Origin of the sequence: Variovorax sp. NFACC27 (assembly GCF_048301545.1) — a bacterium.
In the GTDB taxonomy this organism is placed as follows: domain Bacteria; phylum Pseudomonadota; class Gammaproteobacteria; order Burkholderiales; family Burkholderiaceae_C; genus Variovorax; species Variovorax gossypii.
The window spans coordinates 518,980-543,841 of the sequence record NZ_CP157613.1 but is presented as its reverse complement, the minus strand read 5'-3'; the positions used below and the strand labels follow the sequence as shown (position 1 = coordinate 543,841).

Below are 24,862 nucleotides of genomic sequence, written 5' to 3'. Positions count from 1 at the left end.
GCCATGGAAGACACCGCCGAAATGCTTCGGCTCGAAGGCGTCTCGAAGAGCTTTCCCGGCGTGAAGGCGCTCTCGGGCATCGACCTCTCGATCCGCAAGGGCGAGGTGCACGCGCTGCTCGGCGAGAACGGCGCGGGCAAGTCGACGCTGATGAAGATCCTCGGCGGCATCCACCAGGCCGACGAGGGGCGCATCCTCATCGAGGGCAGCGAGCGCAGGTTCGCGGGCTACAACGACGCGATCGCCGCGGGCATCGGCATCATCTTCCAGGAGTTCAGCCTCATCCCGCACCTGAACGCGGTGGAGAACATCTTCCTCGGCCGCTACCTGAAGAACCGCTTCGGGCTGATGGACAGGGCGGCGATGAAGCGCTCGGCGCGCGAGCTCTTCGACGAGCTGGGCGTGCACATCGACCTCGACGCGCCCATCTGCCGCCTCTCGGTGGCGCAGCAGCAGTTCGTGGAGATCGGCAAGGCGCTCTCGCTGAAGGCGCGCCTGCTGGTGCTCGACGAGCCCACCGCCACGCTCACGCCGAACGAGGCCGGCCATCTCTTCAACATCATGCGGGAGCTGCGCGCCAGGGGCGTGGCGATGATCTTCATCTCGCACCACCTCGACGAGATCTTCGAGGTGTGCGACCGCATCAGCGTGCTGCGCGACGGCGCCAACGCGGGGCACGCCGAAGTGGGCGAGACGAACGTGGACGCGCTGGTCGAGATGATGGTGGGCCGGCGCATCGAGCACAGCTTTCCGCCGAAGCCGCAGCCCGCGCCGCGTGGGCGCAAGGTGCTCGAAGTGCCGCACATCCAGCTCGCCAAGGGCGGGCCGATCAATGCCTTCGAGCTGCACGAGGGAGAGATCCTCGGCTTCGCGGGGCTGGTCGGCTCGGGCCGCACCGAGCTGGCACTGGGCATGATGGGCGCCGACCGCGCCCATCGCAAGACGGTGCTGCGCAACGGCGTGCCCGTGCAGCTGGACGACCCGACGCAGGCGCTGGAACACGGCATCGGCCTGCTGCCCGAGAGCCGCAAGGTGGAAGGGCTCATCACCGACTTCACGATCCGCTTCAACATCTCGCTGAACAACCTCGGCAGGCACCGCAGCGCGGGACTGGTCAGCAGGGCATCGGAAGAGCGCTCGGCCGCCGAGCTCTCGCGCCGCGTCGGCGTGAAGGCGCCCGGCATCGAAACCCGCGTGGCCACGCTGTCGGGCGGCAACCAGCAGAAGGTGGTGATCGCGCGCTGGCTCGGCCACGACTGCGACGTGCTGATCTTCGACGAGCCCACGCGCGGCATCGACGTGGGCGCCAAGGCAGAGATCTACGGGCTCATGCGCGAGCTCACGCGGCAGGGCAAGTCGATCGTGATGATCTCCAGCGAGCTGCCCGAGATCGTCGGCATGTGCGACCGCGTCGCGGTGTTCTCGGGCGGCTCCATCGTGGCCACGCTCGAGGGCGACTCCATCAACTCCGGCGACATCATGCGCCACGCAACCAAAGGGGGCCTGCAATGAACGCCACCGCCACCCATCCCGTGCCGCCGGTTCCCGCCGGCGGGCTCTTCACCCGGCTGCGCCGCTCGACGGCCTTTCTTCCGCTGGTGGGCCTGGTCGCGATATCGGTCTTCATGATCGTGGCGACCGACAACTTCCTCTCGTGGAGCAACCTGCAGAACATCGCGCTGCAGTCGTCGATCAACGCGATCATCGCGGTGGGCATGACGGCCGCGATCCTCACCGGCGGCATCGATCTTTCGGTGGGCGCGGTGGTGGCGCTCTCGGGCACGCTGGCCTCGGGGCTGATGGTGCAGTTCGGGCTGCCGCCGATGCTCGCCGTGCCGCTGGGCCTGGGCGTGGGCGTGGTGATCGGCCTGTTCAACGGCTACTGCGTGGCCTACCTGCGCATGCCGCCCATCATCGTGACGCTGGCCACCATGGGCATCGCGCGCGGCATCGCGCTGATCTACACGGGCGGCTACCCCATCGACGGGCTGCCCGACTCGTTCGCCTTCCTCGGCGGCGGCGTGCTGGCCGGCATCAAGGTGCCGATCCTCATCATGCTGGCGACCTATCTCGCGGCCTACGTGCTGCTGAACATGGCGCCCTTCGGCCGCTACGTGTACGCCATCGGCGGCAACGAGGAAGCCACGCGGCTGTCGGGCGTGCGGGTGTCGCGCTACAAGCTGCTGGTGTACGCGCTCAGCGGCTTCACCGCAGCGGTGGCCGGCATCGTGCAGGCCTCGCGCGTGACCAGCGGGCAGCCCGGCGTGGGCGTGGGCTTCGAGCTCGATGCCATCGCCGCGGTGGTGATGGGCGGCACCTCCATCGCGGGCGGACGCGGTGCCATCGTGGGCACGCTGGTCGGCGCGCTGCTGCTGGGCGTGCTGAACAACGGCCTGAACATGATCGGCGTGTCGCCGTACCTGCAACTGATCATCAAGGGCGGCATCGTGCTGCTCGCCATCTTCATCAGCCGCGAGGCAAAACGCTGAGCCCTTTCCCGCCTTGCTCCTTCCCCCGCTGGGGGAGGGCAGGGGTGGGGGCAAGCGGCGTGACCATTGGGCACGCCCTGCCTGCCCCCATCCCAGCCTTCCCCCAACGGGGGAGGGAGAAAAACCCGAAACAACCTCTCTGAACACAAGGAACCCATGTCCTATCAAAAGCTCCAGCCCGGCACCTCGGGTGCCATCTCGCAACTCGCCTCCATGCAGGCCGTCGTCTGCCACGGCCCCAAGGACTACCGGCTCGAGACCGTCGACATGCCGGTCATCGGCGCCAACGAGCTGCTGATCTCCATCGCCGCCTGCGGCATCTGCGCCTCCGACTGCAAATGCCACTCGGGCGCGAAGATGTTCTGGGGCGGCGACGGACAGCCCTCGTGGGTGAAGGCGCCGGTGATCCCGGGCCATGAGTTCTTCGGCTACGTCGAGGCGCTGGGCGACGGCGCGGCCGAGCACTTCGGCGTGGAGAAAGGCGACCGCGTAATCGCCGAGCAGATCGTGCCCTGCGGCAAGTGCCGCTTCTGCACCTCGGGCAAGTACTGGATGTGCGAGGTGCACAACATCTTCGGCTTCCAGCGCATCGTGGCCGACGGCGGCATGGCCGACTACATGCGGCTGCCGCCGACCTCGCGCGTGCACAAGATTCCCGACGGCATCCCGCTGGAAGACGCGGCCATCATCGAGCCGCTCTCGTGCGCGATCCACACGGTGAACCGCGGCGAGATCCAGCTCGACGACGTGGTGGTGATCGCCGGTGCCGGGCCGCTGGGGCTGATGATGGTGCAGGTGGCCGCGCTGAAGACGCCGAAGAAGCTGATCGTGATCGACCTCGTGCCCGAGCGCCTCGCGCTCGCGAAGCAGTACGGCGCCGACGTCGTCATCAACCCGAAGGCCGAGAACGCCGACGCCATCGTCAAGGGCCTGACCGGAGGCTACGGCTGCGACGTGTACATCGAGACCACCGGCGTGCCCGCGGGCGTGACGCAGGGCCTGGAGATGATCCGCAAGCTCGGCCGCTTCGTGGAGTTCAGCGTGTTCGGCTCCGAGACCAGCGCGGACTGGTCGATCATCGGCGACCGCAAGGAGCTCGACGTGCGCGGCGCGCACCTGGGGCCGTACTGCTACCCCGTTGCCATCGACCTGCTGGCGCGCGGCCTCGTCACCTCGAAGGGCATCGTCACGCACGACTTTCCGCTGACCGAATGGGAGCGCGCCTTCGCGCTGGCAAACTCGCTGGATTCCATCAAGGTGCTGCTGAAGCCGCAGCCCCGATCCTGAGAGACAACCAGCCAGAGGACACCATGAAATACGTGATCGGCGTCGACATCGGCACGCAGAGCACCAAGTGCCTGCTCGTCGGAATCGACGGCAAGGTGCATTCGCAGCACAGCGTGGCCTACCAGCCCGAGACGCCGAAGCCGTTGTGGGCGCAGCAGGACTGCGAGGTGTGGTTCGACGCGGTATGCGAGAGCGTGCGTGCCTGCGTGGCCGGCAGCGGCGTCGCACCCTCCGACATCGCCGCGATGTGCGTGAGCAGCCTCTACGGCGGCGCGGGCATTCCGGTCGATGATGAGATGCGCCCGCTGCACCCCTGCCTGATCTGGATGGACCGCCGCGCCACCGCCGAGGTCGACGCGGTGAACGCGAAGGTCGACGTGGCGCGGCTGCAGGCCATCACCGGCAACGGCGTGGACAGCTACTACGGCTTCACCAAGATCCTGTGGGTGCGCGAGCACCTGCCCGAGGTATGGGCGAAGACGCGCCACTTCCTGCCGCCCAACAGCTACGTCAACTGGCGGCTCACCGGCGAACTGGCGGTCGATCACAGCTCGGCCGGCAACATCGGCGGCGTGTACGACGCGGCGCGCCGGCAGTGGTCGGAAGAAGCGATGGGCATGCTCGGCATTCCGTCGCGCATGATGCCGCCGCGCCTGGTGGAGTCGAGCGACGTGGTCGGCGCTCTGGGCGCCGAGTGGGCGGCGAAGCTCGGCCTTGCCGAGGGCATGCCGCTGATGGCGGGCGGGGTCGACGCGGCGGTCGCCACCTTCTGCGCGGGCGTCACCGGCAGCGGCGACCACGTGGCGATGATCGGCACCAGCATGTGCTGGGGCTTCGTGAGCCCCACGGTCGATGCGCGGCACAAGCTCATCACCATGCCGCACGTGTACCGCGGCGCGGACCGCAGCTATGTGTTCGGCGGCGCTATCACCGCGGGCGCCGCGGTCACCTGGTTCCGCGAGGCCTTCTGCCAGGCCGAGATCGCGGAGGCCGCGCGCACCGGCGAGGACGCGCACGCGCTCATCGAGCGCAAGGCGGTCGACGTGCCGCCCGGTGCCGAGGGCCTGGTGTTCCTGCCCTACCTCATGGGCGAGCGCAGCCCGATCTGGGACGCGCAGGCCAAGGGCGCATTCATCGGGCTTTCGCTCGCGCACAGCCGCGCACACCTCTACCGCGCGGTGCTCGAAGGCGTGAGCTTCGCGCTGCAGCACAACATCGAGGCCGGGCGCCGAAGCGGCCAGCCGCTGGACGAGCGCCTGATCGTGGTCGGCGGCGCGGCGCATTCCGATCTCTGGATGCAGATCGTGGCGGACATCACGGGCTATCCGGTATTCACCATCGAGCAGGAAGTGGAAGCGGCACTGGGCGCGGCGATGCTCGCGGCGCTCGGCGCCGGGCTGGTCGACGCGGCCACCGCCGAGCGCGGCTGGGTCACGCTGGTGGAGCGGGCGCGGCCCGAGCCGCCCGCGCAGGCCGTGTATCGCGAACGCTTCGAAATCTACAAATCGCTTTACCCCGCGCTGCGCGATGCGATGCAGCGGCTGAAATGACGACCTCCTTCGACTTCTCCGGACGCCATGCCCTCGTGACCGGCGCGAGCAGCGGCATCGGCCGCGCGGTGGCGGCACGGCTCGCACAGGCGGGCGCGCAGGTCACGGCCATCGGGCGCAATGCCGCGGCGCTGGCTGCGCTGCATACCGAAGCCGGCTGCACGCCCCTGTTGCTCGACGTGGCCGATGCACCGGCGCTGGAACGTGCGCTGGCTGCCCTGCCCGCCTTCGATCTCGTGGTGAATTGCGCCGGCATCGCGCTGCTCGAATCCGCCATCGAACTGCAGGCCGACAGTTTCGACGCGGTGATGGCCGTCAACGCGCGCGCGGCGGCACTGGTGGCTTCGCGCTGTGGCAAGGCGATGATCACGGCCGGCGTGCGCGGCAGCATCGTCAACGTGTCGAGCCAGGCTTCGCTGGTCGCGCTCGACGCCCATCTTTGCTACTGCGCCTCGAAGGCCGCGATGGACGCCGTCACGCGCTCGCTGTGCCTGGAGTTCGGCCCGCACGGCATCCGGGTGAACAGCGTGAACCCGACCGTCACGCTCACGCCGATGGCACAGCAGGCCTGGGCCGATCCGGAAAAGAGCGCCGCGGCCCTCAGGAACATTCCGCTGGGCCGCTTCGCGCAGGTGGAGGAAGTGGTGGCGCCGATCCTCTTCCTGCTGGGCGACGGCGCGTCGATGATCAGCGGCGCGGCGCTGCCGGTGGACGGCGGCTACACCGTCGTCTGAAACCGGGGGCGCTCAGGCGAGGCGGGTGCCGCCCCGGGGAGACGACTCGAGCATCGCGTCGAGGTTGCGCGTGATCTTCTGCTCGATCATTTCGCTGAAGCTGCTGAACAGGAAGCCCAGCGTCGCGTCGAGCTTGAAGGTGGTGTCGGTGACTTCGACGGTGCCGTCGATGCCGGCGCGCGTGAAGGTGGCGGTGTCGCAGCCCTCGCCCTGCGTGTAGACGCATTCGAGGCCGAACTCCTGCTCGGCCTGCTGGATCCACTTGCGTGCGACGACACGCGCGCGTGCGATGCCCAGTGTGTGGTTGCGTTCGATGTGGATGTCAGGCACCGCGATCTCCGGTCTTGTCGTGTTCAGGGCTGGTCTGGGTCTGAAGGATACCCGTCGCTGCCTGCAGGGCGACGCGGCGTTCCTCTGTGGTGGAAAGCGCGGCGATGCGCCGCACCTCGGCATAGAAGCGCGGCCAGTCGCGGCCTTCGCGCTCGAAAAGTTTCTCGAAGCTGGGCACGAGGTCGTCGTAGGCACCCTGCGCACCGAAGGCCGCGTTGTTGGCGCGCGCCACCCAGGCGTCGTAGGCGTTCTGGCGCAGGCCGCTCCAGCCCTCCTTCAGCTTCGCGTAGCGTTCACGGAAGTCGGCCATGGCGGCCTGCTTCATGACGTCCACCTTGGCCCAGTCCTTGGCCTTGGCCTCGGGCGACTCGTAGACCTGCGTGAGCGCGCGGCGGGTGTTGAGCGCGAGCGCGCGGAAATCCTGGCGCTGCGCATCGAACTGCGCGTACTCGCGCCGCGCCGCGTCGCCGGCCTCGCGCTGCAGCCACATCGCGCCGCCGATGCGCTCGACCGCGGTGGCGTACGACTCGTTGAACACCGTGTCGCCGGCCACGTAGAGCACCTGGTGCGCCAGCTCGTGGAACACGATGCGCGCCAGCTCGCCCTCGGGATAGCCGATGAAGGTGGACAGCAGCGGATCGCCGCCGGCCCAGTTCATCCAGCCCAGCGTGGAGTACGCGGGCACCGGGTACACGGCCACTTCCAGGTCCTGCTTCTTCTGCTCCTCGGCTTCGGCCTTGGCCGCTTCCTCGCTGTAGTAGCCGCGATAGCCCACGCAGCCCGCCACCGGGAAGCACCAGCTCTTGAGCGTGAGCGAATACGGCGGCGCCGCCACCACGTTCCACACGGCCGCGGGGCGGTGAAGGTCGGCGTACGACTTGTAGCTGGCGTTGTCGGGCAGGCCGAGCTCGACCGACGCGAAGCGGCGGATGCGCTGCGTGAGTTCGAGCTTGGTCTTCAGCGCGGCCGACACCGACGGGTCTGCCAGCCACTCGGGCACCGGCTTGGCGGCCCGCATGATGCCGATGTGGCCGCTGGCGGACTGCCAGTAGTAGCCGAGGTCGGCGCAGCCGGTGAGCATGAGCAGCGAACCGGCGAGCGCGAGCGCCGGAAGAACGCGAAGAGGCCTCACACCTTCTCGACTTCGACCAGGCAGTCGTAGAAGGTCGGCCCGCGGCCGATATCGGTCAGGCGCTGGCTGGTGAGCTCGTTGACGTTGGTGCCGTCCATGCCGAGCTTGCGCCACCAGATGCCCATGCCGTGCACCACGCCCTGTCGTGCGCGGCGCGAGACCTCGGCGCGGCAGCGGTGCTCGCCGCGCTTGTTGAACACGCGCACCGTCGCCCCGTCCTCGATGCCGCGCGCCGCGGCGTCGGCCTCGTGGATCTCGAGCAGCGGCTCGACCTCGATGGCGCGCAGGCTCGTCACGTTGACGAAGGTCGAGTTGAGGAAATTGCGCGCCGGCGGCGAGATCATGGCCAGAGGGAACTCGGTCGAGCTGCCTGCCGGCTCCCAGTTGGGCACGTGGTCGGGCAGGCCGTCCATGCCCATGGCTTCGAGGCGCCCGCTGAAGAATTCGCAGCGGCCCGAAGGCGTAGGGAACTGGCCCTCGGCGAACGGAGCCTCGGGCAGCTTCAGGCTGCTGAAGCCCTGGGCCAACAGCTCGGAGAAATCGATGTTGCGCTCGGCGAAAGCAGTGCGGCACAGCGTCTCGTCGGAATCGGAGAAGCAGGGCTCGTCGAAGCCCATGCGCTTCGCCAGTTCGCGGAACACCCAGGCGTTGCTGCGAGCCTCGCCGCGCGGCGCCACAGCCGGGCGGTTCAGCAGCACGTCGGTGTGGCCGTAGCTGCAGTGGATGTCCCAGTGCTCCAGCTGCGTGGTGGCGGGCAGCAGGTAGTCGGCGTAGTCGGCGGTGTCGGTGCGGAACTGCTCCAGCACCACCGTGAAGAGGTCTTCGCGCGCGAAGCCCGCCGCCACCTTGGCCGACTCGGGCGCCACCGCCACCGGGTTGCTGTTGTAGACCACGATGGCCTTCACCGGGTTGGCGGTGTCCAGCAGCGCGTCGCCGATGGTGCTCATGTTGATGGTGCGCGGCTTGCGCCCGGCCAGCAGGTCGGGGCGCTGCAGCGCGGCGCGGTCCACCGGGTAATGGCCCGAACTGCTCAGCAGCAGGCCGCCCGCGCGGTCGCGCCAGGCGCCCACCAGCGCCGGCAGGCAGGCCACGGCGCGGGCCGCGTTGCCGCCGCCGCGCACGCGCTGCATGCCGTAGTTCAGGCGGATGGCGGCCGGCTTCGTGGTGCCGTAGGCCTTCGCGAGCGAGACGATCTGCTCTTCGGGAATGCCGCAGACCTGGGCCGCGCGCGACGGCGGCCATTGCAGCGCGCGCTCGCGCAGCTGCTCCCAGCCCAGCGTGTGGCTGGCGATGTAGGCGTGATCGAGCCAGTCGTTCACGATCAGCTCGTGCATCAGGGCCAGCGCCAGCGCGGCGTCGGTGCCGGGCAGCAGCGCGATGTGCTCGTCGCACTTGTCGGCGGTTTCGGTGCGGCGCGGGTCGATGCACACCAGCCGCGCGCCGGCGCGCTTGGCGGCCTGGGCGTGGCGCCAGAAATGCAGGTTGCTGGCGATGGAGTTGCTGCCCCAGATCAGGATCAGCTTCGCCTCGGCGAAGAACTCGATGCGCATGCCGACCTTGCCGCCCAGCGTGTAGAGCATGGCCTCGCCGCCGGCCATCGAGCAGATCGTGCGGTCCAGCAGGGTGGCGCCCAGCTTGTGGAAAAAGCGCCTGTCCATGGACTCGCCCTGCACCAGGCCCATGGTGCCCGCATAGCTGTAGGGGACAATAGCTTCGGGTTTTCCCTGTAATACTCGAAGATTAGCGGCGATGTCGTCCAGCGCGGCATCCCAGCTCACCGGCTCGAACTGGCCGCTTCCCTTGGGGCCGACGCGCTTCAGGGGCTGCACCAGCCGTTCGGCATGGTCGTTGCGTTCGATGTAGCGCGACACCTTGGTGCACAGCACCCCGCCCGTGTGCGAATGGGCGGGGTTGCCCTGCAGCTTCACGGCAACGCCGTCCCTGACGGTGGTGACCAGCGCGCAGGTGTCCGGACAGTCGTGCGGGCAGGCGCCCAGCACGGTGGTCGTTGCGGGCTGAGCGGGCGCTTCTTCGAGCGAGGTATCCGGTGCGTGGGCCATCGGGCAAGTCTAATTTGTGCGCGAATCAGAGCGCGGGAGTGGGTTTTCATCATGTTGAATCGACGTCATTTTTCCCTGGCCGCCGGCGCGGCCGCCACGCTGGGCGGCTTCGGCATCGCCCGGGCGCAGGGCGACACGCCGCTGGTGCTCGGCCAGTCGGCGCCGTTCACCGGCCCGGCGGCGCAGCTGGGCATCCAGTTCCACCAGGGCGCCAAGCTGTTCCTGGACCAGTACAACGCCCAGCCGGGCCGCCGCAACGTGGTCATCAAGAACCTGGACGACGGCTATGAGCCCGACCGCTGCGCGGCCAACACGCAGAAGCTGATCGACGAAGACGCCTTCGCCCTGTTCGGCTATGTCGGCACCCCGACCAGCCTGGCCGCCCTGCCGCTGGCCGCGAAGGACAAGGTGCCTTTCGTGGCCCCCTTCACCGGCGCGATGTCGCTGCGCGAGCCCTTCCAGAAGAACGTGTTCCACCTGCGCGCCTCGTACAACGACGAGACGGCGCTGATGGTGAAGCAGCTCACCCACCTGGGCCTGAAGAAGATCGCGGTCTTCTACCAGAACGACGCCTACGGCAAGGCCGGGCTCGACGGCGTGACGCTGGCACTCGCCGAGCAGCAGCTCAAGCCGGTGGCGCTGGCCACCGTGGAACGCAATTCGGCCGACGTGGCGCAGGCGGTGAAGACCATCGTGGCGGCGCGGCCCGACGCGGTGGTGCAGGTGGGCGCGTACAAGGCCTGCGCCGCCTTCATCCGCGAGGCGCGCAAGGCGGTCTACGGCGGCACCTTCTTCAACATGTCCTTCGTGGGCACGCAGGCGCTGGCGGACGAGCTGGGCAAGGACGCGGCCGGCGTGATGGTGACGCAGGTGGTGCCCTCGCCCTACAACCAGGCCAACGCGCTGGCGCGCGAGTTCAACGAGGCAGTGCGCAAGGCCGGCGGCGGCGCGAGCGCCAATTTCTCCAGCATGGAAGGCTACCTGGCCGCGAAGGTGCTGACCGAGGGCTTGCGCAAGGCACCGGGCAAGCCCACGCGCGAGAGCCTCATCGCCGGGCTGGAAAGCATCGACCGCCAGCAGTTCGGCGGCTTCGAGGTGTCGTTCTCGGCGAAGAACCACGTGGGCTCGAAGTTCGTCGAGCTCTCGATGCTGACGGGCGACGGCCGCGTCAGGACCTGAGGTTCTTTCGTGGAATACCGCGGAACCGGCTTTGCCGGGCCGCAGGTATTGCCCCCTTGAGGGGGTTGGCGAAGCGACACGAAGTGCGCGAAGCCCCGGGGGTGGGTCAGCTCAGCCCGTCGACGGCCTGGAACATGGCCTGGCGCGCCTGGCTGACGATCTGTCCGCGCCAGGCGTCGGTGTCCGTATAGAAGGCTTCCAGCATCCGCGCCCGGATGCCGTCCGCCAGCTCGGCCGGCGCTTGCGGATGCTTGTGCAGCCAGTGGTCGGCGCGCAGCGCGCCGGTCACTTCCAGGATCGGCAGCGTGCCGTATTCGAGCGCGATGCCGGTGTATTCGGCCTGCGGGCATTCCTCGTACACCGAATCCCACATCAACCCGCGCAGCAGCGCGGAAGTGGAGGAGCCGTCGTAGATCGAGGTGACGGGCGCGGCCGGCGTGCCCCACCACGCGTTGGCGCGCGCATAGGCGACCTTGTCGTCGCGGCAGGCGAAGATGCGTTCGCCCAGGCCGTTCGGGCCCAGCCCCGTGTGCAGGTCGATCCACGCGATGCGCTTCGCGCGGCCGGCATGGCGGCGCAGCACGTCGCGGATGGTCTTGTTGCTCCAGGTCGGCGCCTTGCCGCCGTAGAACAGGCCGTCGTCGAACTGGTACTGCCCGCTGGTCACGGCCGCCTGGTAGGCGGTGGTGCCGTGCTTGCTTATCCACTTCTCGATGGCCGCCTGGTTCTCCGGCGTGGGCGGCCAGGTGTCGGGCAACAGCAGCTCGTGCAGCTTCGCGTAGGGCTCGTTGACCGGCACCGGCTTCGAGAAGTCGATGAAGTTGCGGTTGAGGTCGACGTTCTCGTGCGTCACGCGCCGGCCGTACGAGAAGCCGTGCGGATTGAGCGCATGCACGTACAGCACCGCCACGCCCTGCGCCTTCGCCTTCTCGCGCCATTCGGCGTCGTGCAGCGCGAACACCTGCACGCCGCTGCCGCAATGGCCCTCGACGCCATGGCATGCGCTGCTGACGACCAGCAGGTTCTGCGCATCGGGTGCGCCGTCGAGCGCCACGTCCATCGAGAGCTCCTCGCCCTCGCGCCCCTTGAGCGGATGGGCATGCGGCTCGACCGTGAGGCCGGCGCTCACGCAGCCCTGCAGGAATTTCTGGCGCGCCTGCGCGTAGCGCGGCGAAAAGGCTTCGGCGATTCCGATCATGTGGCGCAGGACCTTTCTCGGTGGATCAGGCGATCAGGGTGGTCGGGCGATCAGGCCGCGGCGCCGCCGGGCTTGAGGAACTGCTCCGCGATCTGCACCCAGCAGGTAGCCCCCAGCGGGATCAGATCGTCGTTGAAGTCGTAGCTCGCGTTGTGCAGCGTGCACGGACCTTCGCCGTGGTGCACGTCGCGGTGCGCGCCGTCGCCGTTGCCGATGAAGGCGTAGGCGCCGGGCTTGGCCTGCAGCATGAAGGCGAAGTCTTCCGAGGTCATGGCGGCCTCCTGCTTCAGCACGTTCTCGGCGCCGACGACACCGCCCATCACGCGGCGCGCGAAGTCGGCCTCGGCCTCGGTGTTGATGGTAGGCGGGTAGTAGCGCTCGAAGCGGAACTCGCAGGTCGCGTCGTGCGCGGCGCAGATGTTGTCGCAGATCTTCTTCATGCGCGCCTCGATCATGTCGAGCACCTCGATGGAGAAGGTGCGCACCGTGCCCGACAGCTCGCAGTTGTCGGGAATCACGTTGTTGGTTTCACCCGCATGGATGGTGGTGACCGAGATCACGGCCGAATCGGTCGGCTTCATCTTGCGCGTGAGGATGGTCTGGAAGGCCTGCACGATCTCGCAGGCGATCGGCACCGGATCGACGCCGGTCTGCGGCAGCGCCGCGTGGCCGCCCTTGCCGATCACGTTGACGAAGAACTTGTTGCCCGAGGCCATCACCGGGCCGGGGCTCACGGCGAACTGGCCGGCCTTCATGCCGGGCCAGTTGTGCATGCCGAACACGGCATCCATGGGAAATTTCTCGAAGAGCCCTTCCTTGATCATCTCGCGGGCGCCGCCGCCGCCTTCTTCGGCCGGCTGGAAGATCAGGTAGACGGTGCCGTCGAAGTTGCGGTGCTTCGACAGGTGCTGCGCTGCCGCGAGTAGCATCGCGGTGTGGCCGTCGTGGCCGCAGGCGTGCATCTTGCCGTGGTGCTTGCTGGCGTGGGCGAAGGTGTTGAGCTCTGTGACGGGCAGCGCGTCCATGTCGGCGCGCAGGCCGACCGCGCGGTTGCTCGTGCCGTTCTTGATGATGCCCACAACGCCGGTGGTGCCCAGGCCGCGGTGGATGGGAATGCCCCATTCGGTGAGCTTGCCTGCCACCACGTCGGCGGTGCGGACTTCTTCGAAGCAGAGTTCGGGATGAGCGTGGAGGTCACGTCGGACGGCGGCGATGCCGGCCGCCTGCGTGACGATCGAGTCGATGAGTTTCATGGGGTGGTCGTCTCAAAACGCCAGTCTATCCACTATGGCGTTTCGGGGCACCTCGGAAAACACGCAGCCCGAGAGGGCTGCCGGGACATGCGTGGGCCTTTCCTCAGTGCCCGGCCGTCCAGAAGCCCACGTGCGGCGCCGCGGCTTCCTGCTCGAGCAGCGGCCCGACCACCTCGACGCGCCGCTGCCCGCGCGCGAAGACTTCGCGGCAGGGAAGCGAAAAGGTCGGGTTCTCGGGATGGTCGCCGGTCAGGCCGAGCAGCGCGTGTTCCGAGAGCGCGTAGACCACGCGCCCGATGTTGGTCCAGTAGATCGCGCCAGCGCACATGCAACAGGGCTCGGCGCTGGTGAAGAGCGTGCAGCGCGCGAGTTCCTCGGGCGTGAGCAGCCGCGCGGCCTGCGCGGCTGCCACCAGCTCGGCGTGCTGCGTGGGGTCGCCCTCGGGCGGCATCGAGTTGTTGCCCGCGGTGACCACCACCTCGCCGTGCTCGTTGGCCACCAGCGCGGCGAAGGGATGGCGCCCGCGCGCCTTCGACTCGTCCGACAGGCGGATGGCCATGCGAAGCAGTTCGAGGTCGCGCGGGGACAGGTCGTCGGTGGTCATGCGCGGACGATACCCGGTCAGCGGCCGATGCTCTTCAGGTAGTCGGCGCGCGCGGCCAGCGCGGTGTCGGTGAAGTCGGTGAACACGCCGTCCACGCCGAGCTTGTAGTACACGCCGTATTCGTTCTTGCCGTCCTTGTTGTAGTCGGAGGCCAGGCGGCGCGACTCGTTGCGGAAGGTGAAGGGGTGCACGAACAGGCCCGCCTTGTGCGCGTCGGCGATCAGCGAGGTGGGCGCCGTGGAGGTGGCGTCTGCGTCGTTGATCTTGCCGTCCTTGTTGACGTCCACCGGCTTGCCGTCGGCGCCGATCGTGCCCTTGATGCTCACGATGTAGCGCTTCCAGGGGCCGATGCCATCGGCATAGGTCTTGATCTCGGCCAGGCCCGCGGGCGTGACCATGGCGTCGAAGTTGCGCTTGTCGCCGGCCTTGGTCCAGTCGTAGGGACGGTCGCTGGGCACCGCGAAGGTAACCGCGCCGGTCTTCAGGTCGACGCTGTCGCCGTCGATCAGCTGGATGAGCCTGGTGTTCAGGCCCTTGCTCTTCATGTACTTGAGGCTGCCCGGCTCGAAGGACTGCACGTAGATGGGCGCGGTCTTGCTGTTCCAGCCGGCCGCGTTGATGGCGGCGATGACCTTGTCTTCCATCGGCAGGCCGAGGTCGCGGAAGTAGGTCGGGTTCTTGGTCTCGGGGTAGATGGCGATGGTGCGGCCGGTTTCCTTCGACTTGGCCTTGGCGAAGTCGATGATTTCCTGGAAGGTCGGCACCTTGTACTTGCCGTTGAATTCCTGCGGGCGCTCGGCGTCGGTGGAGATGGCGCCCAGGGTCTTGATCTCGGCCAGCGTGAAGTCGTTGCTGAACCAGCCGGTCTGGGTTTCGCCGTCGACCTTGATGGTCTTCTTGCGCGAGGCGAAGCGGGGGTGCTTGGCCACGTCGGTGCTGATGGCGAGGTTGGGGTCGTGGCGGGCGATGAGCACGCCGTCCTTGGTGGAGATCAGGTCCATCTCGATCACGTCGGCGCCGAGTTCGATGGCGCGGGCATAGGCTTCGAGCGTTTCCTCCGGCAGATAGCCCGATGCACCACGATGGGCAATGACCAGCGGCGGCTTGCCGTCCAGCGTCAGCAGCTTGCCGCCGCTGGAGGGGCCTCCGGTGCTGCTGCAGGCTGCCAGGGCAATGGCGGCGGTTGCGGTCAGGGCGATCTGAAAGGTGCGCATGGTCCTTGTTTCTCCGTTCAAAAGAAGAGGCGCAGGGTACCCGTTTAGCGTGACAGCTTCGACCTCGGCGCGCGCATGGAGCCGACTTCCGGGAGAATGTGTTGCATGCTCCATACGCTTTCCCCCAAAAGCCTGCTGCTGGCCCAGACCCTGGTGCGCATGAACACCATCAGCGCCAACAGCAACCTCGAACTGATCGACTTCGCGCAGAGCCACCTCGCGGCCCTGGGCGTCAAGAGCCGCATCACCTACAACGCCGAACGCACCAAGGCGAACCTGTTCGCCACGCTGGGCGAGGGCAAGCCGGCCGGCGTGATCGTCTCGGGCCACACCGATACGGTGCCATGGGACGGGCAGGACTGGAGCGTCGACCCGCTGTCCGCCGTGGTGCAGAACGAGCGCCTCTACGGGCGCGGCTCGGCCGACATGAAGAGCTTCATCGCCATCGCGCTGTCGAACGCGAAGCGCTTCCTGGAAAGCGACGCCCCTTTCGCGGTGCACTTCGCCTTCAGCTACGAGGAAGAAATCGGCTGCTTCGGCGTGAAGGAACTCATCGCCGACATGCGCGATGCAGGCATCAAGCCTGTCGCCTGCATCGTGGGCGAACCCACCAGCATGGTGCCCGCCATCGCGCACAAGGGCGTGTACCGCTACAAGTGCTGCGTGCGCGGCAAGGAAGCGCACTCCTCGCTCACGCCGAAGTCGGTCAACGCCATCGAGATGGCGGCCCGAGTGATCGGCAAGGTGCGCGACATGGCCGAGGGCTTCGAGCGCAGCGAGCCGCGCTACGAGGGCTTCGACGTGCCCTTCAGCACCGCGAGCGTGGGCCAGTTCCACGGCGGCATCGCCGACAACGTGGTGCCGCGCGACGCCGAGTTCCGCTATGAATTCCGCGACCTTCCCACCGCCGATGCCGGGAAGATGCAGGCCGAGGTGGTCGCCTATGCGGGCAGCCTCGAGCCCGCGATGAAGAAGGTGGCGCCCGACACGGGCTTCAGCTTCGAGACCATCTGCGAGATCCCGAGCTTCCTCGGCGCGGCCGACAACCCCATCACCAAACTGGCGCAGCGCCTCGCCGGCGAAGAGCGCACCACGCTGGTGGCCTTCGGCACCGAAGCGGGTCTTTTCAAGAACGCCGGCATCCCCACCGTGGTGTGCGGACCAGGCAGCATCGAGCAGGCGCACCAGCCCGACGAATACGTGAGCCTCGAGCAGCTCGCGCGCTGCGAGCTGTTCATGGAGCGCCTTGCGTCCACGCCGAGCATTGGCTGACCGCGGCGACAACAACAACGACGCATCGCGGCGCATGAAGCGCGTCGCGCTCGGCCTGCTTTGCGGCGCCGCTCTGCTCTATGCGGTGGCGAGCGTGCTGCACGACCGGCATCCGGCCTGGGGCTACGTGGCGGCCTTCGCCGAGGCCGCGATGGTCGGCGCCATCGCCGACTGGTTCGCGGTGGTGGCGCTCTTTCGTCATCCGCTGGGCCTGCCGATTCCGCACACGGCCATCATCCCGAGCAACAAGGACCGCATCGGCGCCAAGCTCGCGGGCTTCATCTGCGACAACTTCCTGAGCACCGGGCAGGTGCTCGCCAAGCTGCGGCAGTTCGACGCAGCCGGCCGCATCGCCGACTGGCTCGCGCGGCCCGCCAGCGGCGAGAAGCTCGGCGAATGGGGCGTGGCCGCCACGCGCTACGGGCTCTCGGCCTTCGACGACGAGCGCGTGCGCGACTTCATGGGCCGCGCCGCCGCGGCAGGCCTCGCGAAGATCGACCTCTCGCGCCTCACCGGCCAGGCGCTGGACGCGCTCACCGCCGGCGGGCGCCACCAGGCGCTGCTCGACGACGTGCTGCAGCAGGTGGCCGGCCTGCTCGAAGGCGAGGAGGCGCAGGCCCACATCACCGAGGCCATCGCGCGCGAGATCAAGACGCTGCGCTACGTGGGCCTCGACCAGGTGGCCGCCAAGCTGGCCACGCGCAAGATCGTCGCGGCCGTGGCACGCACCATCGGCGAACTCGCGGCCGAGCCCGATCACCCGATGCGCAGGCGCTTCGACCACTTCGTCGACGACTTCGTGGTGCGCCTGAAGCTCGACCCCGAGTTCCAGCAGCGCGGCGAGCAGATCCGCGCCGAGCTGGTCGCGCACCCTGCCCTGGGCGACTACCTGCACGGGCTGTGGGGCGAGCTGCTGGCGTGGCTGCACGACGACCTGGGCCGCGGCGACTCGGCCATCCGCCAGCGCATCGCGTCGATGGCCGGCGCGTTGGGCACGCGGCTGCAGGGCGACGAGGCCATCCGCCGCTGGATCAACGAGCAGATCGAGGCGGCCGCGCCGCTGGCCATCGAGCGCTACCGCGAGGACATCCGCCGCTACATCGAGGAGCGCGTGGGCGAGTGGAACGCACAGGAGATGACGGTCGAGCTCGAGCGCCACATCGGGCGCGACCTGCAGTTCATCCGCATCAACGGCACGCTGGTGGGCGGGCTGGTGGGGCTGCTGATCCACACGGCCACGCAGCTGCTGCGCGGCTGAAGCCCGCGGGTAATCCACAGCGGACGAAAGTCCGCATCCTGTCCCCGGCGGGACTCCACGGCCCGGTCGGGCTCCTAGACTGCTTCGCGCATCAACAAGAGGAGACGCCAACCATGCCCCGTCGAAGCAGTCTCGGCGCCATTGCGCTGACCGCCACCCTCGCCCTGCTGGGCGCCTGCAGCAGCCTCTCGCCACCATCGGCCACCCGGCCCGCCTCGTGGGCCGCGCCCGAGGCGCTGGTCGCCCCGTCTGCCTTCATGGGCGTGCACGGGCTGGCCGTCGACGCGAAGGGCCGGCTGCTGGCAGGCTCCGTGCTCGGCAACACGATGTGGGAGGTAGACCGCAGCACCGGCGCGGCCAGGGTGTTCATCGACGCGCCCGAAGGCCAGGCGGACGACATCGCCGTCGGCCCGAAGGGCGAGCTGGCCTGGACCAACTACCTCATGGGCATCGTGCGCTACCGCGAGAGCGACACCGCTCCCATGCGCGTGCTGGCCAAGGACCTGCCCGGCATCAACTCGCTCGACTTCGACCGCCGCAACGGCAGGCTCTACGCCTCGCAGGTGTTCCTGGGCGACGCACTGTGGGAGATCGACCGCGAGGGCCAGAAGCCGCCCAGGCTCATCAAGAAGGACATGGGCGGCTTCAACGGCTTCGAGGCCGGCCCCGACGGCATGCTCTACGGGCCGCTGTGGTTCAAGGGCCAGGTCGTGAAGATCGATCCGGCGAACGGCAACATGACCGTGATCGCCGACGGCTTCAAGATCCCGGCCGCGGCCAACCTCGACGGCAAGGGCAACCTCTGGGTGGTCGACACGCGCAGCGGCGAGCTGGTGCGGGTGGAGCTGGCCACCGGCCGCAAGACGGTCGCGAAGCAGCTGCGGCCGTCGCTGGACAACCTGGCCATAGCCAAGGACACGCCCGACGGAACGATCTACGTCTCCAACATGGCGAACAACGAGGTGCAGGCCTTCAACCCGGCCACCGGCGAGCTGCGCACGCTCACCAGCGGCAAGGTGGCGGCGCCGGCCGGCATGAAGCTCGACGGCAACGACCTCTGGGTGGCCGACGTCTTCGGCTTCCGCCAGGTCGACGTGCGCACCGGCGAAGTGCGCGACGTGTTCCGCATGCAGCGCGACCCCGATCTCGACTATCCGTTCGCCGTCGGCCTCTCGCCGAAGCTCTTCGCGCTGACCTCGTGGTTCACGGGCTCGGTGCAGCTGGTGGACCGGCGCACCCTGAAGACGGTCGACACCATCCACGGCCTGAAGGCGCCCTTCGACGCCATCCCCATGCCGGACGGCAGCGTGATCTACGCCGAGATCGCCACCGGCAGCATCACCCGCGCCAGCGGGCCGAAATTCGCGCAGAAGTCAGTGCTCGCCAGCGGCCTGAACGGCCCGGTGCAGATGATCGTCGGCCGGGACGGCGCGCTCTACGTGACTGAGGCGGCCGGCAGGCTGCTGCGCATTCCGCTGGACGCCAGTTCGCCGCTGCGCGCGGTAGCCGAGGGACTGGCGTTGCCCGAGGGCGTGGCGCAGACGCCCTGGGGCAGCTTCGTCGTGGCCGAGAGCGCGGCGCGCCGGCTGGTGGAAATCGCGCCTGACGGCACGCGCCGCACCGTCGCCGAGAACCTGCCGATCGGCGTCGCGGCCGGCCCCGGACTGCCCCCGCCCTACGTGGTCACGGGTGTCGCCGTGGGCGGCGACGGCACGATCTACATGGCGGCCGATCGCAACAATGCGATATATCGAATCAGGCCGGTAAGGTAGCGTAACAATAAGTGTAAATTTCAGTTTACTTTTTAAAACAAACATTACAGACTGCGCGGGACGTCTTGCGGCGTCCCGTTCGCATCCGGCGACCGGGGGTCCGCGAAACGCTCTTTTGACCTGAAAGGGACATCGCATGACTCCGCTCGTCGTAGGCCAGATCCTGTCGCCCGAGTACTCCCTGGGCATGGTGGCGCTCTCCTTCCTCATCTCTTTCGCGGGCTCGCTGGTGGCCCTGATCTGCGCCGGCCGGATGGTCGGCGCGGACGGCAAGCCCAACCTCGCCGTCGTGACCTGCGCGGCGGTGGCGCTGGGCGGCATCGGCATCTGGTCGATGCACTTCATCGGCATGCTGGCGTACCGGCTGCCGGTGGCCATCTCGTACAACATGCCGCTGACGGTGGTGTCGCTGGTGGCGGCCATCCTGATCTCGGGCATCGCGCTCTACATGGCCGGCGGACGGCGCAAGTTCAGCAAGCCGGGCTGGCTCGCGGGCAGCCTGCTGGCGGGCCTGGGCGTGTGCGTGATGCACTACATGGGCATGTTCGCGATGAACATGCGCGCCTCGATGAACTTCGACCTGGCGACGGTCGGGCTGTCGGTGCTGATCGCCGTCACCGCGGCCGGAGCCGCCCTCTGGCTCGCCTTCAACCTGCGCAAGTTCACGCACAAGGTGGCGGCCGCCGCGGTGATGGGCGTGGCGGTCTGCACCATGCACTACGTGGGCATGAGCGCAGCCAGCATGGTCTGCACCGCCGCGGCGCCCGTCGACGCGCTGGCCATCGGCGGCAGCTACATGGGCCTCACGGTGTTCGGCACGGCAGGCGCGGTGCTGATCTTCATCTACTGGGTGGTCACGGGCAGCAGCCTCGACACCCCGGTCGCGCCCCGGCGCGCCCGCGCCGGCTGACCGCCCGACGGGTACCAGCCAGTAAGCGCAAGCGGGCGCCGCGCCCGCGTCCTAGAGTCCGTGCAGAGCGAAAAAAACGATCTGCACGGACTCTCACATGCCAGTCATCGAATCCCGGCTGCAAGCGGCCAGCGACACCTTTCGGGCCAACAGTGCCAGCATGCTGGCGCTGCTCGGCCAGGTGCGCGAGCACGAAGCCCGCGCCGTCGCGGCCTCCGGCGCCTCGGCCGAGCGCTTCGCCAGGCGCGGCCAGCTGCTGCCGCGCGAACGCATCGCGCTGCTGCTGGACACCGGCGCGCCCTTCCTGCCGCTGGCCTCGCTCGCGGGACTGGGGCAGGACAACCCCGATCTCTCGAAGAGCGTTCCCGGCGGCGGCCTGATCTCCGGCATCGGCTACGTGTCGGGCGTGCGCTGCATGGTCAATGCGTCGGACTCCGGCATCGACGCCGGCGCGCTGCAGCCCATGGGCCTGGACAAGCAGCTGCGCGTGCAGGAGATTGCGCTGGAGAACAGGCTGCCCTACGTGCAGCTCGTGGAAAGCGCAGGCGCCAACCTCATGCAATACCGCGTGCAGGACTTCGTGCGTGGCGGCAACATCTTCCGCAACCTCGCGCGGCTCTCGGCCGCAGGGCTGCCGGTGGTGACGGTGACGCACGGCTCCTCGACCGCCGGCGGCGCCTACCAGACGGGCCTGTCCGACTACATCGTGATGGTGCGTGACCGCACGCGCGCCTTTCTCGCGGGGCCGCCGCTGCTGAAGGCCGCCACCGGCGAGATCGCCACCGAGGAAGAACTGGGCGGCGCCGTGATGCACACCCACGTCTCGGGCCTCGGCGACTACCTCGCGGAGGACGATCGCGACGCCATCCGCATCGCTCGCTCGATCCTCGGCGGCATCGACTGGGCACGCGACGAAGAGCCGCGCCGGTTCGCGCCGCCGTGCTACGACGCCGAAGACCTGCTCGGCATCATGCCGACCGACGGGCGGCGGCCGGTGGACATGCGCGAGGTCATCGCGCGCATCGCCGACGGCTCCGAGTTCCTGGAGTTCAGCGAGCACTACGGTAGCGCCACCGTCTGCGGCCACATCCGTCTCGAGGGGCACGCCGTGGGCATCATCACCAACAACGGCCCCATCGACTCCGACGGCGCCACCAAGGCCACGCACTTCATCCAGGCCTGCTGCCAGTCGCGCACGCCCATCGTCTACCTGCAGAACATCACCGGCTACATGGTGGGCCGCGCGCACGAGGAGGCCGGCATCATCAAGCACGGAGCGAAGATGATCCAGGCCGTGACCAACGCCACGGTGCCGCAGATCACGCTGCACTGCGGCGCCTCGTACGGTGCAGGCAACTACGGCATGTGCGGCCGGGGCTTCGCGCCGCGCTTCTGCTTCAGCTGGCCCAACGCGCGTACCGCCGTGATGGGCGGCGAGCAGGCGGCGAAGACCATGGCCATCGTGATGGAGGCCGGCATGGCGCGCAAGGGCGCGGTCGACCAGGCGAAGCTCGACGCGATGCAGCAGCAGATCGTCGAGCGCTTCGACCGGCAGATGAGCGTGTTCACCACCAGCGCGCTGCTGCTGGACGACGGCGTGATCGACCCGCGCGACACGCGCGCGGTGCTGGCCGAAGTGCTCTCGGTGTGCCGCGACGCCGACGCCCGCACGACTCAACCCATGCAGTTCGGGGTGGCACGTCCATGAGCAGCACCACCAGATTCCACAAGATCCTGATCGCCAACCGCGGCGAGATCGCGATGCGCGTGATGCGCACCGCGCGCGCCATGGGCCATCGCACGGTGGCCGTGTACTCCAGCGCCGACGCGAATGCCGAGCACGTGCGATTCGCCGACGAATCGGTGCACATCGGCGAGCCGCTGCCCGCACAGAGCTACCTGAACATCGCCGCGATCGTCGAAGCGGCGCGCACCAGCGGCGCCGACGCTGTGCACCCCGGCTACGGCTTCCTCGCCGAAAACGCCGCATTCGCGCAAGCCTGTCGCGACGCGGGCCTGGTCTTCATCGGCCCCTCGCCCGAGGCCATCCGCGCGATGGGCGACAAGGCCGGCGCCAAGCGGCTGATGCAGGCGGCGGGCGTGCCCTGCATTCCCGGCTACCAGGGCGAGGACCAGAGCGAAAAGGCGCTTGCCGCCGAAGCCGCGCGCATCGGCTGGCCCGTGATGATCAAGGCCACCGCCGGCGGCGGCGGGCGCGGCATGCGGCTCGTCACTTCAGCCGCGAACTTCGCCGAGCAGTTGCGCAGCGCGCAATCGGAAGCGCTCAATGCATTCGGCAACGCCACCGTGATCCTGGAGCGCGCCATCGTCGCGCCGCGCCACGTCGAAGTGCAGGTGTTCGCCGACCGGCACGGCAATGCCATCCATCTCGGCGAACGCGACTGCTCGGTGCAGCGCAGGCACCAGAAGGTGATCGAGGAAGCACCCTCGCCGGCGGTGTCCGAAGCGCTGCGCGAACGCATGGGCGCCACCGCCGTGGCCGCTGCGAAGGCCATCGGCTACGAAGGCGCGGGCACGCTCGAATTCCTGCTCGACGCCGAGGGCCAGTACTGGTTCATGGAAATGAACACGCGCCTGCAGGTGGAGCATCCGGTGACCGAGGCCGTGACAGGACTCGACCTGGTCGAGCTGCAGCTGCGCGTCGCGGCCGGCGAGCCGCTGCCGATTGCGCAGCGGGACGTGCGCATCTCAGGCCACGCGATCGAGGTACGACTGTGCGCCGAAGACCCGCTGCAGGGCTTCATGCCGCAGAGCGGCACGCTGGCCGCATGGCGACCCTGCGCCGCGCTGCGCACCGAGCACGCGCTGCGCGACGGCGCCGAAGTGCCGCCCTTCTACGACTCGATGATCGCCAAGCTGGTGGCCCACGGCCGCACGCGCGACGAGGCAAGGCAGCGGCTCGCCGCAGGCCTGCAGGACACGGTCGCGCTCGGCATTTCAACCAACCAGCAGTTGCTGCGGCGCGCACTGTCGCACGATGTCTTCGCAAGTGGCGGGGCGACCACCGCCTTCGTCGGCGACCATCTCGACGCGCTGCTCGCCGTCGACCCGGCGGACCAGGCACGCGCCGCGTTGCTCGCCGCGCTGCTGCTCCAGCTGGGCGAACGCGGCTGGCCCTCGCCGCTGGCCCACACGCTGCCCAACGCCCTGCGCTTCTCGCTCGACGGCAAGGTGCACGTGGCCCGCGTGACGCCGCGCGGCGCCGGCAGCTTCGACATCGCGCTGGACGGCGGCGATCCGGTGCGGCTCGCGCTGCTCGCACTGCCGGGCGACGGCAACCTTCGCTTCTCGTGCACCGGCGTATCCGCGCAGGCCTTCGTCGCGCGGCGCGACGGCCGCGTGTTCTTCCACCACGACGGGCAGGCGCACCAGCTGGACGATCTCACGCACGTCGCCGCCACCCGTGCGGACGGCAGCGGCGGCGACGGCCTGCTGCGCGCCTCCATGAACGGCCGCGTGATCGCGCTGCTGGTGACCGAGGGCGACGCGGTCGCCGCGGGCCAGCCGATCGTCACGCTGGAAGCGATGAAGATGGAACACGTGCACTGCGCGCCGCGCGCCGGGCGGGTCGCCCTGCATGTCGCCGTGGGTGCGCAGGTGGCGGCGCGGCACGTGGTCGCGCAGGTCGCCGATGCATGACGGGGCCAGCCCCCGCGTCTTTCCGAAAGCCAACCGCATGACTTCACCCTCCTCCCGCTACCGCTCCGTCTTCGCGCCCGGCCTGTTCGACGGGCAGGTCATCGTCGTCACCGGCGGCGGCTCCGGCATCGGCCGCTGCACCGCGCACGAACTCGCCTCTCTGGGCGCGCAGGTGGTGCTGGTCGGCCGCAAGCCCGAGAAGCTCGACACGGTGCGCGCCGAGATCGAGGCCGCCGACGGCAAGGCTTCCACGCAGGCCTTCGACATCCGCAACGAAGACGCGGTGCGTGCGGCAGTGGCGGCCGTCGTTACGGAACACGGCCGCATCGACGGTCTCGTCAACAACGCGGGCGGCCAGTACATCACGCCGCTGCATGCGATCTCGGCCAAGGGCTGGGAAGCGGTGATCCACACCAACCTCACAGGCGGCTTCCTGGTCGCGCGCGAGTGCTACCTGCAGAGCATGCAGGCCAATGGCGGCGCCATTGTCAACATCGTGGCCGACATGTGGGGTTCCATGCCCAACATGGGCCACAGCGGCGCGGCGCGCGCGGGCATGGTGAGCTTCACCGAGACCGCCGCGCTCGAATGGGCCGCGAGCGGCGTGCGCGTGAACGCGGTGGCGCCGGGCTACATCGCGTCGAGCGGCATGGACCACTATCCGCCCGAGGCCGGCGACATGCTGCGCGCCATGCGCAAGACCGTGCCCGCGGGCCGCTTCGGCAACGAGGCCGAGACCTCCGCCGCCATCGCCTTCCTGCTGAGCCCCGCGGCCAGCTTCATCAGCGGCAGCGTGCTGCGTGTGGACGGCGCGCGACCGCAGGTGCGCATGGGCTGGCCGATGGCGATTCCCGATGCACAGGCGCAGCAGCGCACGGCGGTGAAGCCCTTCGACGGCTTCCATCTGGCGCAGGCGCCGCGCGTGTTCCAGGACAAGTAGGGACAACGAGAGAACAAGCG

The 24,862-nt window shown here is 68.8% G+C and carries 20 protein-coding genes; 13 read left to right on the top strand and 7 right to left on the bottom strand.

Annotation, left to right across the window (positions count from 1 at the left end; genetic code table 11):
- Positions 1 to 3: 3 nt before the first annotated feature.
- From ABL840_RS02545 to ABL840_RS02525, 5 genes are all read left to right on the top strand, one after another.
- Positions 4 to 1,512 carry a sugar ABC transporter ATP-binding protein gene (locus tag ABL840_RS02545; protein ID WP_093209178.1) on the top strand — a complete coding sequence of 503 codons (1,509 nt, stop codon included), beginning with the start codon at positions 4 to 6 and terminating at the stop codon, positions 1,510 to 1,512.
- Entirely contained in the window at positions 1,509 to 2,489 is a 981-nt protein-coding gene (locus ABL840_RS02540) for an ABC transporter permease (RefSeq protein ID WP_093209180.1), read from the top strand. The genes ABL840_RS02545 and ABL840_RS02540 overlap by 4 nt, the downstream gene beginning before the upstream one ends.
- A 156-nt stretch (positions 2,490 to 2,645) precedes the next feature.
- Positions 2,646 to 3,776 (top strand): alcohol dehydrogenase catalytic domain-containing protein, encoded by a 1,131-nt coding sequence (locus tag ABL840_RS02535; protein WP_093209183.1) that lies wholly within the window; start codon positions 2,646 to 2,648, stop codon positions 3,774 to 3,776.
- Positions 3,777 to 3,799: 23 nt separating this feature from the next.
- Positions 3,800 to 5,326, top strand: coding sequence for an FGGY-family carbohydrate kinase (locus ABL840_RS02530; protein ID WP_093209185.1), 1,527 nt, complete (start codon positions 3,800 to 3,802; stop codon positions 5,324 to 5,326).
- Positions 5,323 to 6,060 carry an SDR family oxidoreductase gene (locus ABL840_RS02525; protein WP_093209188.1) on the top strand — a complete coding sequence of 246 codons (738 nt, stop codon included), beginning with the start codon at positions 5,323 to 5,325 and terminating at the stop codon, positions 6,058 to 6,060. Before ABL840_RS02530 ends, ABL840_RS02525 begins: the two co-directional genes overlap by 4 nt.
- Before the next feature lie 12 nt (positions 6,061 to 6,072).
- Here ABL840_RS02525 and ABL840_RS02520 read toward each other — a convergent pair whose 3' ends face one another.
- The 3 genes from ABL840_RS02520 to ABL840_RS02510 are packed head-to-tail and all read right to left on the bottom strand — an operon-like array spanning position 6,073 to position 9,582.
- Positions 6,073 to 6,390 (bottom strand): polyhydroxyalkanoic acid system family protein, encoded by a 318-nt coding sequence (locus tag ABL840_RS02520; protein WP_093209190.1) that lies wholly within the window; start codon positions 6,388 to 6,390, stop codon positions 6,073 to 6,075.
- On the bottom strand, positions 6,383 to 7,471 hold the full coding sequence (locus ABL840_RS02515; RefSeq protein ID WP_093209263.1) for an aminopeptidase: 1,089 nt from the start codon (positions 7,469 to 7,471) through the stop codon (positions 6,383 to 6,385). The genes ABL840_RS02520 and ABL840_RS02515 overlap by 8 nt, the downstream gene beginning before the upstream one ends.
- A 47-nt stretch (positions 7,472 to 7,518) precedes the next feature.
- Positions 7,519 to 9,582, bottom strand: a complete 2,064-nt coding sequence (locus ABL840_RS02510) for a molybdopterin-containing oxidoreductase family protein (protein WP_093209193.1) — start codon at positions 9,580 to 9,582, stop codon at positions 7,519 to 7,521.
- Between the two features lie 51 nt (positions 9,583 to 9,633).
- Here ABL840_RS02510 and ABL840_RS02505 point away from each other — a divergent pair, with 51 nt between their 5' ends.
- A complete protein-coding gene (locus tag ABL840_RS02505; RefSeq protein ID WP_093301388.1) occupies positions 9,634 to 10,761 on the top strand; it encodes an ABC transporter substrate-binding protein in 1,128 nt (375 codons plus the stop codon).
- A gap of 106 nt (positions 10,762 to 10,867) precedes the next feature.
- On the opposite strand, the gene ABL840_RS02500 is transcribed toward ABL840_RS02505, so the two are convergent.
- The 4 genes from ABL840_RS02500 to ABL840_RS02485 all read right to left on the bottom strand — a co-directional run bounded on the left by ABL840_RS02500 (position 10,868) and on the right by ABL840_RS02485 (position 15,030).
- Positions 10,868 to 11,959, bottom strand: a complete 1,092-nt coding sequence (locus ABL840_RS02500; protein ID WP_093301387.1) for a M14 family metallopeptidase — start codon at positions 11,957 to 11,959, stop codon at positions 10,868 to 10,870.
- Between the two features lie 50 nt (positions 11,960 to 12,009).
- Positions 12,010 to 13,212 (bottom strand): M20 aminoacylase family protein, encoded by a 1,203-nt coding sequence (locus tag ABL840_RS02495; RefSeq protein ID WP_093301385.1) that lies wholly within the window; start codon positions 13,210 to 13,212, stop codon positions 12,010 to 12,012.
- Between the two features lie 103 nt (positions 13,213 to 13,315).
- The gene (locus ABL840_RS02490) at positions 13,316 to 13,816 is read right to left on the bottom strand and encodes a nucleoside deaminase (protein WP_093209203.1); all 501 of its coding nucleotides are present in this window, start codon (positions 13,814 to 13,816) and stop codon (positions 13,316 to 13,318) included.
- 17 nt (positions 13,817 to 13,833) lie between these two features.
- Positions 13,834 to 15,030: a glycerophosphodiester phosphodiesterase gene (locus tag ABL840_RS02485; protein ID WP_093301384.1), complete on the bottom strand. Its 1,197-nt coding sequence runs from the start codon at positions 15,028 to 15,030 to the stop codon at positions 13,834 to 13,836.
- Positions 15,031 to 15,135: 105 nt separating this feature from the next.
- Here ABL840_RS02485 and argE point away from each other — a divergent pair, with 105 nt between their 5' ends.
- The 7 genes from argE (at position 15,136) to ABL840_RS02450 (ending at position 24,842) form a co-directional block, all read left to right on the top strand.
- The gene (gene argE / locus ABL840_RS02480) at positions 15,136 to 16,302 is read left to right on the top strand and encodes an acetylornithine deacetylase (protein ID WP_093301382.1); all 1,167 of its coding nucleotides are present in this window, start codon (positions 15,136 to 15,138) and stop codon (positions 16,300 to 16,302) included.
- On the top strand, positions 16,277 to 17,560 hold the full coding sequence (locus ABL840_RS02475) for a DUF445 domain-containing protein (protein ID WP_240652252.1): 1,284 nt from the start codon (positions 16,277 to 16,279) through the stop codon (positions 17,558 to 17,560). Before argE ends, ABL840_RS02475 begins: the two co-directional genes overlap by 26 nt.
- A 113-nt stretch (positions 17,561 to 17,673) precedes the next feature.
- The gene (locus tag ABL840_RS02470) at positions 17,674 to 19,332 is read left to right on the top strand and encodes a hypothetical protein (RefSeq protein ID WP_093301381.1); all 1,659 of its coding nucleotides are present in this window, start codon (positions 17,674 to 17,676) and stop codon (positions 19,330 to 19,332) included.
- Positions 19,333 to 19,468: 136 nt separating this feature from the next.
- Complete coding sequence (locus ABL840_RS02465) at positions 19,469 to 20,242, top strand: MHYT domain-containing protein (RefSeq protein WP_093209214.1); 774 nt, start codon at positions 19,469 to 19,471, stop codon at positions 20,240 to 20,242.
- Between the two features lie 97 nt (positions 20,243 to 20,339).
- Positions 20,340 to 21,950, top strand: a complete 1,611-nt coding sequence (locus tag ABL840_RS02460; RefSeq protein WP_093301379.1) for an acyl-CoA carboxylase subunit beta — start codon at positions 20,340 to 20,342, stop codon at positions 21,948 to 21,950.
- Positions 21,947 to 23,902, top strand: coding sequence for an acetyl/propionyl/methylcrotonyl-CoA carboxylase subunit alpha (locus tag ABL840_RS02455; protein ID WP_093301378.1), 1,956 nt, complete (start codon positions 21,947 to 21,949; stop codon positions 23,900 to 23,902). The genes ABL840_RS02460 and ABL840_RS02455 overlap by 4 nt, the downstream gene beginning before the upstream one ends.
- Before the next feature lie 37 nt (positions 23,903 to 23,939).
- The gene (locus tag ABL840_RS02450) at positions 23,940 to 24,842 is read left to right on the top strand and encodes an SDR family oxidoreductase (RefSeq protein WP_093301376.1); all 903 of its coding nucleotides are present in this window, start codon (positions 23,940 to 23,942) and stop codon (positions 24,840 to 24,842) included.
- Positions 24,843 to 24,862: the final 20 nt, after the last annotated feature.

Excerpts from the sequence above, each read along its gene's own strand:
- ABL840_RS02495 (WP_093301385.1), bottom strand. The coding sequence starts at position 13,212 with ATGAAACTCATCGACTCGATCGTCACGCAGGCGGCCGGCATCGCCGCC.
- argE (WP_093301382.1), top strand. The coding sequence starts at position 15,136 with ATGCTCCATACGCTTTCCCCCAAAAGCCTGCTGCTGGCCCAGACCCTG.
- ABL840_RS02540 (WP_093209180.1), top strand. The coding sequence starts at position 1,509 with ATGAACGCCACCGCCACCCATCCCGTGCCGCCGGTTCCCGCCGGCGGG.
- ABL840_RS02515 (WP_093209263.1), bottom strand. The coding sequence starts at position 7,471 with ATGCTCACCGGCTGCGCCGACCTCGGCTACTACTGGCAGTCCGCCAGC.
- ABL840_RS02490 (WP_093209203.1), bottom strand. The coding sequence starts at position 13,816 with ATGACCACCGACGACCTGTCCCCGCGCGACCTCGAACTGCTTCGCATG.
- ABL840_RS02455 (WP_093301378.1), top strand. The coding sequence starts at position 21,947 with ATGAGCAGCACCACCAGATTCCACAAGATCCTGATCGCCAACCGCGGC.
- ABL840_RS02510 (WP_093209193.1), bottom strand. The coding sequence starts at position 9,582 with ATGGCCCACGCACCGGATACCTCGCTCGAAGAAGCGCCCGCTCAGCCC.
- ABL840_RS02460 (WP_093301379.1), top strand. The coding sequence starts at position 20,340 with ATGCCAGTCATCGAATCCCGGCTGCAAGCGGCCAGCGACACCTTTCGG.
- ABL840_RS02525 (WP_093209188.1), top strand. The coding sequence starts at position 5,323 with ATGACGACCTCCTTCGACTTCTCCGGACGCCATGCCCTCGTGACCGGC.
- ABL840_RS02500 (WP_093301387.1), bottom strand. The coding sequence starts at position 11,959 with ATGATCGGAATCGCCGAAGCCTTTTCGCCGCGCTACGCGCAGGCGCGC.
- ABL840_RS02470 (WP_093301381.1), top strand. The coding sequence starts at position 17,674 with ATGCCCCGTCGAAGCAGTCTCGGCGCCATTGCGCTGACCGCCACCCTC.
- ABL840_RS02545 (WP_093209178.1), top strand. The coding sequence starts at position 4 with ATGGAAGACACCGCCGAAATGCTTCGGCTCGAAGGCGTCTCGAAGAGC.
- ABL840_RS02450 (WP_093301376.1), top strand. The coding sequence starts at position 23,940 with ATGACTTCACCCTCCTCCCGCTACCGCTCCGTCTTCGCGCCCGGCCTG.
- ABL840_RS02505 (WP_093301388.1), top strand. The coding sequence starts at position 9,634 with ATGTTGAATCGACGTCATTTTTCCCTGGCCGCCGGCGCGGCCGCCACG.
- ABL840_RS02485 (WP_093301384.1), bottom strand. The coding sequence starts at position 15,030 with ATGCGCACCTTTCAGATCGCCCTGACCGCAACCGCCGCCATTGCCCTG.
- ABL840_RS02535 (WP_093209183.1), top strand. The coding sequence starts at position 2,646 with ATGTCCTATCAAAAGCTCCAGCCCGGCACCTCGGGTGCCATCTCGCAA.
- ABL840_RS02465 (WP_093209214.1), top strand. The coding sequence starts at position 19,469 with ATGACTCCGCTCGTCGTAGGCCAGATCCTGTCGCCCGAGTACTCCCTG.
- ABL840_RS02530 (WP_093209185.1), top strand. The coding sequence starts at position 3,800 with ATGAAATACGTGATCGGCGTCGACATCGGCACGCAGAGCACCAAGTGC.